Source organism: Bacilli bacterium (genome assembly GCA_036381315.1).
Lineage (GTDB): Bacteria > Bacillota > Bacilli > Paenibacillales > KCTC-25726 > DASVDB01.
Genome location: DASVDB010000022.1, coordinates 1 through 12,646 on the forward strand (window position 1 = coordinate 1; position 12,646 = coordinate 12,646).

At 52.0% G+C, this 12,646-nt stretch carries 13 protein-coding genes and 1 other annotated feature; of the genes, 3 read left to right on the plus strand and 10 right to left on the minus strand.

What is annotated here, in order from left to right:
• Nucleotides 1–405: 405 nt before the first annotated feature.
• From VF260_01700 to infC, 7 genes are all read right to left on the minus strand, one after another.
• Nucleotides 406–1,956, minus strand: coding sequence for a 2-isopropylmalate synthase (locus VF260_01700; GenBank protein HEX7055896.1), 1,551 nt, complete (start codon nucleotides 1,954–1,956; stop codon nucleotides 406–408).
• Nucleotides 1,957–2,002: 46 nt separating this feature from the next.
• Nucleotides 2,003–2,995: a ketol-acid reductoisomerase gene (gene ilvC / locus VF260_01705; GenBank protein HEX7055897.1), complete on the minus strand. Its 993-nt coding sequence runs from the start codon at nucleotides 2,993–2,995 to the stop codon at nucleotides 2,003–2,005.
• A gap of 60 nt (nucleotides 2,996–3,055) precedes the next feature.
• Nucleotides 3,056–3,544 (minus strand): acetolactate synthase small subunit, encoded by a 489-nt coding sequence (gene ilvN / locus VF260_01710; GenBank protein HEX7055898.1) that lies wholly within the window; start codon nucleotides 3,542–3,544, stop codon nucleotides 3,056–3,058.
• Entirely contained in the window at nucleotides 3,544–5,286 is a 1,743-nt protein-coding gene (gene ilvB / locus VF260_01715; GenBank protein HEX7055899.1) for a biosynthetic-type acetolactate synthase large subunit, read from the minus strand. Before ilvB ends, ilvN begins: the two co-directional genes overlap by 1 nt.
• 436 nt (nucleotides 5,287–5,722) lie before the next feature.
• Entirely contained in the window at nucleotides 5,723–6,079 is a 357-nt protein-coding gene (gene rplT, locus VF260_01720; GenBank protein ID HEX7055900.1) for a 50S ribosomal protein L20, read from the minus strand.
• A 35-nt stretch (nucleotides 6,080–6,114) separates the two neighbouring features.
• Nucleotides 6,115–6,315, minus strand: coding sequence for a 50S ribosomal protein L35 (rpmI, locus tag VF260_01725; protein ID HEX7055901.1), 201 nt, complete (start codon nucleotides 6,313–6,315; stop codon nucleotides 6,115–6,117).
• A 28-nt stretch (nucleotides 6,316–6,343) separates the two neighbouring features.
• Nucleotides 6,344–6,838, minus strand: coding sequence for a translation initiation factor IF-3 (infC, locus tag VF260_01730; protein ID HEX7055902.1), 495 nt, complete (start codon nucleotides 6,836–6,838; stop codon nucleotides 6,344–6,346).
• A 63-nt stretch (nucleotides 6,839–6,901) separates the two neighbouring features.
• Nucleotides 6,902–7,045: a sequence feature (ribosomal protein L20 leader region), on the minus strand.
• 131 nt (nucleotides 7,046–7,176) lie between these two features.
• Between infC and VF260_01735 the strand changes: the two genes are divergently transcribed.
• Nucleotides 7,177–8,292: a glycosyltransferase gene (locus VF260_01735; protein HEX7055903.1), complete on the plus strand. Its 1,116-nt coding sequence runs from the start codon at nucleotides 7,177–7,179 to the stop codon at nucleotides 8,290–8,292.
• Here VF260_01735 and trmB read toward each other — a convergent pair.
• Both trmB and VF260_01745 read right to left on the minus strand, forming a co-directional pair.
• Nucleotides 8,273–8,956 (minus strand): tRNA (guanosine(46)-N7)-methyltransferase TrmB, encoded by a 684-nt coding sequence (gene trmB, locus VF260_01740; GenBank protein ID HEX7055904.1) that lies wholly within the window; start codon nucleotides 8,954–8,956, stop codon nucleotides 8,273–8,275. The genes VF260_01735 and trmB overlap by 20 nt on opposite strands.
• A gap of 69 nt (nucleotides 8,957–9,025) precedes the next feature.
• The gene (locus VF260_01745) at nucleotides 9,026–10,195 is read right to left on the minus strand and encodes a glycosyltransferase family 2 protein (GenBank protein ID HEX7055905.1); all 1,170 of its coding nucleotides are present in this window, start codon (nucleotides 10,193–10,195) and stop codon (nucleotides 9,026–9,028) included.
• A gap of 137 nt (nucleotides 10,196–10,332) precedes the next feature.
• Between VF260_01745 and VF260_01750 the strand changes: the two genes are divergently transcribed.
• Nucleotides 10,333–10,926 carry a class I SAM-dependent methyltransferase gene (locus VF260_01750; GenBank protein HEX7055906.1) on the plus strand — a complete coding sequence of 198 codons (594 nt, stop codon included), beginning with the start codon at nucleotides 10,333–10,335 and terminating at the stop codon, nucleotides 10,924–10,926.
• Nucleotides 10,927–10,959: 33 nt separating this feature from the next.
• Here the strand turns inward: VF260_01750 and VF260_01755 are convergent, their stop codons facing one another.
• Nucleotides 10,960–11,193, minus strand: coding sequence for a hypothetical protein (locus tag VF260_01755; GenBank protein HEX7055907.1), 234 nt, complete (start codon nucleotides 11,191–11,193; stop codon nucleotides 10,960–10,962).
• Nucleotides 11,194–11,515: 322 nt separating this feature from the next.
• Here VF260_01755 and VF260_01760 point away from each other — a divergent pair.
• Nucleotides 11,516–12,646: NEW3 domain-containing protein (locus tag VF260_01760; protein HEX7055908.1), on the plus strand; the 1,131-nt coding region annotated here is incomplete at its 3' end.

Here is a 12,646-nt window from a genome sequence, read left to right on the forward strand (position 1 = left end):
ATTTTGGGTTTTACGCCCGGTTTTCAATTTTAACGGTCGTATGCGCGCCTATTTTAGCACTTTGTGCGGTATTCAGGTAAAAATAAGGTGAATAGCCGCTGTGGCGTCCGTTAAAATTTTTGCCCAGCCTTTTTTCGCCAAATAGCCGCTGTGGCGTCCGTTAGCGTTAGGCAATGTAAAGTGTGCAGGGAGCGTTGTGTGGGGAGGCGCCCGCCGTTTTAGCATTGTGCATTGTAGAGTGTGCAGGGAGTGTTGTGCGGGGAGGTTTTACGTTTACCTGGTGCAGGCGCTGGCAGCCGACCGCCTATAGGCGGTGGGTTTAGACCTCTCGCATGGAAACTAAAAACAGCCGCAGGAACTGATCCTGCGGCCAACAGTTTGTTTCCGGCTTTTGCTTGAGGAAGGTCAAACCAGCGACACATTGTCGCGTTTTCCGCTGTCTTTATGCTTGCGTTTGTCGATCAGCCGGTTGATCGCGTGCAAATACGCTTTGGCGCTTGCCTCCAGGACGTCTGTGCTGACGCCGCGCCCGTGTACGGACAGGCCGTCCTGTTTCAGCACCACATGAACTTCGCCCTGGGCGTCGGTGCCGTGCGATACCGATTTAATCGAATAATCGTCCAGTTCAACAGCTTCGCCCGTCGCTTTGTCAATTGCCCGGTAAATGGCGTCCACCGAACCATTGCCGCTTGCCGTTTCTTCTATGCTTTCGCCATTTTCGCCGCGAATCTTGACGATTGCCGAAGGCTGCGACTGGTTGAAATAGGAAAGCTGGATGAACTCCAAACGGTAAACTTCCGGAATATCGACCATTTTCTCTTCGACGAGCGATCGAATGTCTTCGTCTGTTACTTCCTTTTTGCGGTCGGCCAATTCCTTGAATTTGGCGAACGCGGCGTTTAACTGCTCGTCATCCAGCGTATAGCCGAGATCGGCCAGCTTTTCCCGAAACGCATGACGGCCCGAGTGTTTCCCCAATACCAGTTTGCTTTCTTTTAAGCCGATTGTTTCCGGACGCATGATTTCGTAAGTTGTTTTTTCCTTCAGCATGCCGTCCTGATGAATGCCGGACTCGTGAGCAAACGCATTGGCGCCGACAATCGCCTTGTTTCCGGGCACAACCATGCCGGTCAGGCGGCTGACCAGGCGGCTGGTGCGATAAATTTCCCGCAAAACAAGCCCTGTTTTGGCCTGAAAATAATCGCTCCTGGTTTCGAGCGCCATGGCCACTTCTTCGATTGCCGTATTGCCCGCCCGTTCGCCGATGCCGTTGATCGTTCCTTCCACCTGCTCAGCTCCGTTGTAGATGGCGGCAAGCGAATTGGCGGTGGCCATGCCGAGGTCGTCGTGGCAGTGGGCGCTAAGCTGGATTTTTTCGATGCCGGGCACTTTTTCCCGCAACGTTTTAAAAATATTGCCAAACTCCGCAGGGGTCATATAACCGACCGTATCGGGAATATTGACTACCGTCGCGCCCGCGCGAATCGCCATTTCCGTGACGGTGCAAAGAAAGTCCAGTTCCGTACGGCCCGCGTCCTCGGGAGAAAATTCAATTTTGGAGAAATATTTTTTGGCATATTTAATGGCCGCTTCGGCTGTCTCCAGCACCTGCTCTTTGCTCATCCGCAATTTATGCTGGCGATGTATCGGAGATGTGGCAAGAAACAGATGCAAGCAAGGATCAGCCGCACCCTGCAGCGCTTCTCTCGCAGCATCGATATCCTGCACCCGGGAGCGGGACAATCCGATCACGGCAGCCCCCTTGACGGCTCTGGCCACCGCATTGACCGCCTGCAAATCGCCGGGCGATGCCGCCGGAAAACCGGCCTCGATCCTGTCAACGCCCAGCCTTTCCAGCTGTAGGGCAATCTCCACCTTTTCCTGGGTATTCAGATTTACTCCTGGGGATTGTTCACCATCGCGCAGCGTCGTATCAAATATATAGATTTTCCGCATCCCATCCACCTCCATTTTATTAAGATATTTAAAAATATTAACCGACTTACTTTTTAATCCAATGCATTAATTCGCGAAGTCTGCCGCCGACCTGTTCGATCGGATGCTCCGCTTCCCTACGGCGGGTAGCCGTGAAGAACGCGCGATTCGATTGATTTTCGAGAATGAAGTCGCGGGCAAAACGACCGGATTGAATATCATTCAGCACGCGCTTCATTTCTTTCTTCGTTTCCTCGGTAATCAAACGCGGCCCCGTCACATAGTCGCCATATTCGGCCGTGTTGCTGATCGAGCCGCGCATTGCCGCAAGCCCGCCTTCGTAGATCAAATCGACGATGAGCTTCATTTCATGACAGCATTCAAAGTAAGCCATTTCCGGAGCGTATCCGGCCTCGACCAGGGTTTCAAAGCCCGCTTTGATCAATGCGGACACGCCGCCGCACAAGACGGCCTGCTCGCCAAACAAATCGGTTTCCGTTTCTTCTCTGAAGGACGTTTCAATGACGCCGGCGCGGGTACCGCCAATTCCTTTGGCGTACGCGAGGCCGATATCTTTGGCTTTGCCGGTCGCATCCTGGTGGATGGCGATCAGACACGGCACGCCAAAGCCTTCAACATAGGTACGGCGCACCATATGCCCCGGCGATTTTGGCGCAACCATCAGCACATCGTTGTCTTTTCGCGGAACGATTTGCCCGAAATGAATGTTGAAACCGTGCGAAAACATAATCGCCGCGCCTTGTTTCAAGTTGGGCTCAATTTCTTCATTATATACTTTCGCCTGAATTTCATCGGGCATCAGGATTTGCACCACATCGGCGCGTTTGGTCGCCTCGGCGACGCTGTAAACTTCGAAGCCGTCGTTTTTCGCCGTATCCCAGGAACGGCCCGGGCGCAAGCCGATTACCACTTTCACCCCGCTGTCGCGCAGGTTTTGCGCTTGCGCGTGCCCCTGGCTGCCATAGCCGATTACGGCTACCGTTTTGCCTTGTAACGCGTTTAGATCTGCATCTTTCTCATAATACATTGTCACTGCCATTGTTCCAACATCCTCCCTTGATTACGGATCGATATTTTTTTGCTTGCGGCTTGCCGCCATTTATTTGCTTATACCACGGATCATGGCGGTCGCTCCGGTCCGTGTCAGCTCTCTGATGCCATATGGTTTCAGAAGTTCCACGATCGCGTCGATCTTGTCGGAATCGCCCACCGCTTGCACGATCAGCGTGTTCGGTCCGATATCGACGATGGAAGCCCGGAATGTTTCCACCACTCCCAAAATTTCCGGCCGCTGCCCCGGCTCGGCGTTCACCTGGATTAACGCGAGTTCGCGGGCAACCATCGGATTGGCGCTCAAATCGACGACTTTGATGACGTCGACCAATTTGTACAGCTGCTTCGAGATTTGCTCCAGCGTCCGTTCGTCCCCCACGGTGACGACAACCATCCGGGAAAGTCCCGGTTCCTCGCTCGCGCCTACGGTGATGCTCTCGATATTGAAGCCGCGCCGGCCGAACAATCCGGCCACCCGCTGCAGAACGCCAGGCTGGTTGTTGACAAGGATCGAGATCGTATGTTTTGTCAGTATCATTCCGCATCCCCCAATATCATTTCGCTTAATGACGAACCAGCCGTCACCATCGGGTATACATTCTCTTCCTTGCGCACAACGAAGTCAATCAGGACCGGACCCGGCGTATTGAGCGCTTCCTGCCAGGCTTGCCGTGCTTCCGCTTTGTTTGTCGCCCGCAATCCTTTGACGCCGTAAGCTTCCGCCAGTTTCACGAAATCCGGGCTTCCTCCCAGATCGATGTGGCTGTAGCGCTCTTTGTAGATGATTTTCTGCCATTGCCGCACCATGCCCAGCACCTGGTTGTTGATGATCGCGATTTTGAGCGGGATATTGTGGATGGCGCACACCGCCAGTTCCTGCGAACACATCTGGAATCCGCCGTCGCCCGTGATCGCCACAACCAATTTGTCCGGGCAACCGACCTGGGCGCCCATCGCCGCGGGAAAACCGTGTCCCATCGTGCCCAAGCCGCCCGATGTAATCAACGAACGGGCGTTTTTGAACTTGTAAAACTGCGCTACCCACATTTGATGCTGACCGACGTCGGCCGTTATGATCGCATCGCCGTTGGTCGTTTCACTGATCATTTCGATGACGTATTGCGGTTTCAGTTCCGTTTCGGAATCCTTATATTGAAACGGATGCAATTCGTTCCATGCCTTGATCTGCTTGAGCCACTCCGCCGAGCGGGCCGGTTTCGCGTTCGCCAAGGCAACCCCCAGCACAGCCTTGATATCGCCTACGCAAGGAATGTCCGTCGGCACATTTTTGCCGATTTCCGCCGGATCGATATCAATATGCGCAATGGTCGCTTTTGGCGCAAAACCGTCCAGTTTCATCGTCACCCGGTCGTCAAAGCGGGCGCCGATGCTGATCAACAAATCGCATTCCATGATGGCGTTGTTGGACGCATAGTTTCCGTGCATGCCCGGCATGCCTACCCATAATTCGTGCCCGCTCGGGAATCCGCCCAAACCGAGCAACGTGGTAATAACCGGCACCCGCGTTTTTTCGGCGAATGCGATCAGTTCCTGTTGCGCGTCCGAATAAACGACTCCGCCGCCCGCCAATATCACCGGCCTTTCCGCTTTTTCGATCGCCTGCAGCAAACGGTCGATCTGCAACTTATTCGGCGAAACGGTCGGGTTGTATCCGCGGATTACGACATGTTCCGGATAATGGAACACGGCTTTCGCCGCGGAAACGTCCTTCGGTATATCGATCAAAACGGGCCCCTTGCGCCCGGTTGAAGCGATATGGAACGCTTCGCGGATGGTGCGCGGCAGATCGCTGACATCGCGAACCAGATAGCTGTGTTTGGTAATCGGCATCGTAATGCCGGTTATGTCCGCTTCCTGGAACGCATCCGTTCCGATCAAACTGGTGGGAACATTACCGGTTATGACGACCAAAGGCACGGAGTCCATATAAGCGGTCGCAATGCCGGTGACCAGATTGGTCGCCCCCGGTCCGGAGGTGGCGATGCACACCCCGACTTTCCCGGTAGCCCGGGCATAGCCGTCGGCGGCGTGAATCGCGCCTTGCTCATGCCGTGTCAGCAAGTGGTGAAAATCCTTGTTGCCGTGCATCGCGTCATAAATATACAACACGGCGCCGCCCGGATACCCGAACACGGTATCCACACCTTCCAAAAGCAAACTCCGCAACAGCATTTCCGATCCCGAGATCAGATCCGGCTGCAGCAATTTTTTTCTCATGTCTTCCGTCAGCACAGCACTCGCACTTTGTGATGTCATGCGAACCAAGTCCTCCTTTCAAAAAATACGGAAAATACGCAAATTAAAAATCCCTTTCATCCCGCCGCTTTTTTGCAACGGGACGAAAGGGATTGTGCGCTTTCGTGGTACCACCCAGCTTTGTTGCGCACCTCACGATGCGCAACCTCAGGAAGTATGGGAACTTGCTCTCCATACCTCTGCACGGTAACGTGTGCAAATCCGATTTTCCCTAATGGGCTGCAGGTCCTGGCGCCCTGCGCGGTTCAGGAAAACAGCTCCGAGGTGAGCTCGCAATAAGGGGTTTTGGCGTCGGTTTCAGCTAATCCTTCGCTCTCTGAACAAAATTGCCCTTGTCGCTTCGTCCTCTTCTTCGCCGATACAAATATTACGTTGCCCCAATGAGGGTTCAATAATTTAAAGTTAATTATACAACAGGAAAATCATTAGTCAAGCGTTATTTAATTTTTTCTTTCGCCACGCCCGCCAGGTCGGAGAACGATTTTCCGTCGTTTACGGCAAGTTCCGCCAACATCTTGCGGTTGATCTCGATGCCGGCCAATTTCAGCCCATGCATAAACTTGTTGTAGGAAAGCCCATTTTGCCTTGCGGCCGCATTGATCCGGGCAATCCACAGCTTGCGGATATTGCGTTTTGTTTGCCGACGGTCACGATACGCGTAGTACAGCGATTTCATGACCTGCTCGTTCGCTTTTTTAAACAGACGGTGTTTGGCCCCGAAGTATCCTTTTGCCAGTTTCAACACTTTATTGCGACGCCGACGAGATACGATCCCGCCCTTTACTCTTGCCATAATGCTCTACCTCCTAAATATCGAAATGAACGGGATTATTTGACATACGTAAGCAATTCCTTGATTCGCTTCACATCGCCTTTCGCCATGATGACGGAACCGCGCAAATGGCGCATCCGTCCCGCATCCTTGCTTTCCAGCATATGTCTTCTGCACGCTCTGTATCTTCTGATTTTGCCTGTGCCCGTTTTTCCGAAGCGTTTTGCCGCTCCGCGGTGTGTTTTCATTTTTGGCATGTGATAATCCTCCTTCAAGCTTTCCTATTTAAGATTTAGGCCCCAAAATCATGATCATGCTGCGGCCTTCCAGCTTCGGCTTGCGCTCGACCACGCCGTATTCCTCGATTTCCCGGGCCAGACGTTCCAGCACCTTTTGCCCAATGTCCGCATGGGTAATTTCCCGACCGCGGAAACGAACCGAGCATTTGACCTTATCCTGCTCTTTCAAAAATTTGACGACGTTGCGCAGCTTCGTTTGATAATCATGCTCTTCAATATTGGCCGAAAAGCGCACTTCCTTGATATCGACAACCTTTTGATTTTTGCGCGCCTCTTTTTCTTTCTTCTGCATTTCGTACCGATATTTGCCGTAATCCATAATGCGGCATACCGGCGGTTTGGCCTGGGGAGCAACGTTGACCAAGTCAAGATTCAGGTCGGAAGCCATTTGCAGCGCTTCACGGAGCGGTTTGATGCCGATTTGCTCGCCGTTTACGCCGACCAACCGAACTTCTCTCGCACGAATTTCTTCGTTAATCAAATGTTCTTTACTGATATTCTGCCACCTCCAACAGTTTCATGTTTATCTCCTGGCCATCTTTTTGAAAAATAAAAAATGCGGGCAGATTCGCCCACACTTCAGGGTTCAATGTTCATTCGTTCATTTGCGTTACAAATGACGTACGGAACCGATGAACCAGCCAACCTAAGTCGGTCAGGTGAGAAGCGGGCGCCTCTACTTTTCGGAGACAAAAATTCACTTTGTAAATATATCATTGGCAATAAGCCTTGTCAAGTGTTTCACATTCGGGCGATATAGGGTAAAATACATGTTGGAGTGTTGTGCGATAAAATCGATCAAGGGAAGGTGAGTCTCCCTTGCGGAAGAAACGAGTGCTTCTTTTATCAGAAGGTTTCGGCACCGGACATACGCAGGCCGCGCACGCGTTGGCTGTAAGCCTGAAAAAAAATTCCCGGGACGTGCTTACCAAAGTGATTGAGCTTGGGGGTTTTTTGCATCCCACGATCACTCCGTGGATTATCGGCGCGTATCGCCGGGCTGTCATTTCACGGCCCAAACTGGTGGGAAAAGTGTACCGCTCGCAGTACAACAAATCGATCAACCGTCTGACGCAGCTTGTCCTGCATCGTTTTTACTATAAGCAAACGACCGAGTTGATCCGGCAATTGCGCCCGGATACGGTGGTGTGCACCCATCCGTTCCCCAACATTATCATTTCCCGGCTGAAACGGTTGGGGCTGAACGTTCCGCTCTGCACCGTGATTACGGATTATGACGCCCACGGCACCTGGGTCAGCCCGGAAGTCGACAAATATTTGGTGTCTACGGAAAATGTCAAACAAAAGCTTCTGGCGCGCGGCATACCGGATACGAAAATCGAGGTGACCGGCATACCGGTGCATCCGAATTTTTGGGAACAGCATAATAAAGCGGAAATCCGCGCCCGCTTTCGTTTGCGGGAAATGCCCACCGTGCTTGTCATGGGCGGCGGCTGGGGCGTGATCAAAAACGAAGAAATGTTAATCCGGGCCGCGAATTGGCGCGATCGCATCCAACTGATTTTCTGTTTGGGCAGCAATGAGAAATTCCGGGCCAAACTTGCCGAGCAGGAAATATTCCGCCACCCGAACATCCATATGCTGGGTTTTACGAAAAACATCGACCAATTGATGGAAGTCTCCGACCTTTTGATCACCAAACCCGGCGGCATGACCTGCACAGAAGCGCTTACCAAAGGCGTTCCGATGCTGTTTTACAATCCGATACCCGGACAGGAAGAAGAAAATTGCCAATACTTTACCGAACGGGGCTTCGGTTTTGAATTGAAAAAAATCGAGGACGTCGACCACTGGTTTCGCCTGCTGCTTGAGCAATATTCCGAATTTACTTGCCGTCGCGCCAAGATTGCCCAGGCTGTCTCCAAATACAATCCCAACCGCTGCTCCAAAACGATCATGGAGTTTTTGAAATAGGCGGTTGTTTGACGATCTCCAGGCGAAAAATGTTTTTGCCTTGCTGCACGAATTTTTTCTCGTATTCCGTCATGACGTTCCCCGGGATATTGCCGTTTTTATGCAAATCGAGGCTGATGTTGCGCATTTTTAAACCTGTTTCGGCGATCGCGTTGAGCGAAAATTCGAAAAGGCTTGGCGAATCGGTCTTAAAATGAATCTCCCCGCGTTCGTTTAATATCCGCATATATTTTTGCAAAAAGCGGGGATGCGTCAGCCGCCTGCGCGCATGCCTCGCCTTGGGCCAAGGGTCGCTGAAATTAAGGTAGATCCGCTCGATTTCCCCGTCGGCAAACGCTTCTTCCAGATATTCGATATTCATTCGCATCAGCGCAAGGTTGTCCGGTTCGCCTCCGCGTTGTTCCCGCCACAGCCGAAAAGCCAATTCCGCCGCTCTGCCGATCAGCAAGTCATACATATCGATGCCGATAAAGTTTGCTTCCGGGTGCAACAGGCTCATTTCGCTGATGAAGCCGCCTTTGCCCATGCCGAGCTCCGCAAAGATCGGCTTGTCATTGCCGAAAAACTCCCGCCACTTTCCTTTATTTTGCTTGTGATCCCGCACAATCAGGCGGTTTTCCCGTTCCATCCATTCCTTCACGCGTTTATTTCCGCGCAGCCGCAAATCATGATCCCTCCAACAAAAGCTAGCTGGATGACATTATATCCCGCTTTCTTTGGATTTGCAAAGCGGTCAGAATTTGCGGCGAAGTTCGCGCAGCGGATAAAACGTCCCGCGCCAATATATGCCGCCGCGCAGCACCGCCAAACAAGCGGAGCGAGCGATGGCATAAGCCACTAGAAGCGCGGACACAGGCAAAACCAAAACATCCCATGGCTTGTCTTGCGATATTCTGCCCGCGGCGAATAAATAAGCGCCGGCAAATAAGACGACCGCCGCCAACGAAACAATCGCAAGCGGCAAATCGGGCGAAAACAAACCGGCAAACGGCAATACGCCCAGCATCAATTGCATGGAAACGGCAATGAAAGCTAGTAGCGGGTTATACCGAAACCCGGCAAACAAATTTTTCTCCAAACCCTGAAAAGCTTCGGCAAGGCTGTTGTACCATTTCACCTCCAGCCTGCCTGTACCCGTCATGACGCGCTGCCGGTATCCGCCCTGTTTGATCCGCATGCCCAATTCCAAATCGTCGTCCGGCCGCATCGCAATTGCCTTATGTGTTCCGATTGCCTCATAAACGCTTCGTTTCATCAGGTTAAACGCTCCGACGCCAAAGCCATATTTTTTTTGCTTATCCATATTCGCTAGCCACGGCGGCCGGACAAGCGAGAGGGAAAAAAGGAAATAGCGTACGAACGCTTTCAGCCAAAAGCCTTCCGCTTGCAGATCCGGTATCAGGGTGAGATGGTCGATTTGCTGCGCGCTCATGTACGCGAGCGCATCTTTCACCACGTCGCGATCAAACCGCACATCCGCGTCGGCAAACAGCAGCATGCTGCCGCGCGCTTGCAGGTACCCTTGATACAGCGCGTAATTTTTGCCCAGCCAACCTTCCGGAAGCGCGGTTATATGTACGGTTTTCAGCGGGAACGGCGGTTTTTCGCGAAGGGCAAATTCTTTTTTCAGCAATTCCGCGCGCACGCCCGTCGCATCCCGCGAACGGTCATTCACTACAATCAATTCCATGCGCGCAAGTTTTTGCCCCATTAAGGAGCGAACGGTCGCGGCAATATTTTCCGCTTCTTCTTTCGCCGCAACAATGACGGAAACAAGCGGCAACCGTTCCTTCGCTTCCGCTGCGTTCGGCAATGTCCGCACATTCCGCCAGCCAAAAAACGAGACGGTGCAAACAACCGCCCAAAACAGCAATAATCCGCATGCCATTGCCCATGCCGCCATTTTCCCACCTCCAGGTTTCGCTATTGTATTCCCGTATCTACATGATTCGCATCCACTTCGTTTTTTCGTTACAATATGAGATGCGATGTTTATGCGACCGGATACTTGCGGGAAATGCGCGGAAAGAAGGAATTGCGATGCGCCTGGCATCTGTTATCGGGTTTGCCAACAAGCTGGTTGCCGAAAGGGTGAAAGCGGGCGATTGCGTTGTCGACGCAACGGTCGGCAATGGCACGGATACGATTCATTTGGCGCGATTGGTCGGCCCGCGCGGGATCGTTTTCGGCTTTGACATTCAACAAGCGGCGATCGACAAGACGCTGCGCCGCTTCGCTGCCGAGCCGCCCGGCTTCGGGCAATTGCAGCTGTTTTGCGATTCCCACGGGCATATGGCGGCACGAATCCCTAAACCATATCACGGGCGAATTTCCGCCATTATGTTTAACCTGGGGTACTTGCCCGGCGGCGACCACAGTATCGTCACCGCTCCCCGCTCGACGATAGAAGCGCTGGCGGCGGCGCTTGAACTGCTTAAGCCGGGTGGCGTTATCACGATTGTGCTGTATACCGGGCATCCGGGAGGCAAGGAAGAAGCAAAAGCTGTCGAAGCGTGGGCGGAACAGCTTCCGCAAGCCATATATCAAGCGCTGTTGTACCGGTTCATCAACCAAAAAAACGCCCCGCCCTATTGCATCGCCATCGAAAAAATCAAAGCGTCCAATCTCCTTTAATGCCAAGGCGAGTGGACGTTTAAACAGGCAACATCAGGAATTTACAATTTCTCTGCTTTCCGTATCCGGGGGATGCTGGAGCAAATCCGCAACACTTAACGGCAGCAATTCCACGTCATTTTCCGCAGCGCACTTTAATTCCGGCTTTTCCTCAACCGTTGGCTTGTCTAGGCGCCGGACAGGCTTTTTTTCGGCTTCCTTTCGGGTTTCCCGTTGTTTTCGGCCCATCTGTTCTTCCATTCGTTTTACCATTTGATAAAGGATCATTGTGCGAATTTCGCCTCCTTTCCTTCACGACTATCCTAAACGATCAAGATTAATGCAGGATTACCTGAAGATTAAAATTATATTACATTTTATGGAAGTTAAGCATTCCCATTGTTATTTTCATCTACTTGTTTATACGTTTGCAATGGCAATTTGTTTCACATTTTCCCCTAACGTTCACGATTTATTCAAAAATGCCGCGGAAAGCCTGCAGCATTTTTTATTTTTTTTTAAGGTTTTTTTTATTGTCCTTTAATTCAAAGCGCGGCAAACATTGCTAACATTTTTTTCGAGAGAAAAATAATATTAAGGAGGTCGCAACATGAAGTTTTGGAAGATTGCATTCAGTCTTCTGCTCGCATTAACACTTGGCGGAGGAACGGTGGGAGGCTATACCGCGCTTGCCGCCGGCGGCGTGGAGTTGTATACGCCCTATACCAATTTGTCTGTTACACCGGGCCAAACCGTCAGTTATTCAATTGATGTGATCAATCATTCGGACGCTACCCAGGAAGTGCCGGTTGCGGTGCAAGGACTTCCCGACGGATGGAAAAGCGACCTGTCCTCAGGCGGCTACGGCATCCAGAAAATCGCCGTCCAAGCGGATGATTCGCGCAGCATAAACCTTGACATCGATGTGCCGCTCGCCGTCGACAAAGGGACTTACACATTCAAAGTAACCGCCGGCAGCTTCGGCGCGTTGAATTTGACGATTAACGTGACCGAGCAGGGCTCCTACAAAACGGAGTTGCTTGTCAATCAACCGAACATGCAAGGCCATGCCGACTCCAATTTCAATTTTAGCGCGGACTTGAAAAACCGTACGGCAAGCAAGCAGGATTACGCTTTGAGCGCGGACGCGCCGGCAGGCTGGAACGTCGAGTTCGAAGACTCCGGAAAAAGTGTCACTTCCGTTTCGGTGGATGAAAATACGACGCACAGTATCAATATAGACATTACGCCGGCGCAAAACGTGGAAGCCGGAACGTATGAAATCCCGATCCATGCCGCAACCAAATCGAGCAGCGCGGACGCCAAGCTGGAAGTGGTCATCACCGGCACTTTCAAATTGGATTTGTCCACCGTGAACGATGTGCTTTCCACCAACATCACGGCGGGACATAAGAAAAAAATCGATTTGAAATTAACCAACCAGGGTTCAGCCGAGCTGAAAAATATTGAATTAACGGCAAATACCCCGGCTGATTGGGAAGTAACGTTTGATCAGACGAAAATCGCCTCGCTTGCTCCCGGCAAATCAACGACGGTCGCCGCTACCGTGAAAGCGTCCAGCAAAGCGATCGCCGGGGATTATCAGTTGAACATTAACGCCAACTCGCCCGAGGCGTCGTCCACCGCGCAATTCAGAATCACTGTGAAAACATCGGTATTGTGGGGCTGGATCGGGATTCTCCTAATCCTGATCGTAATCGTGGTGATCTACTACTTAATC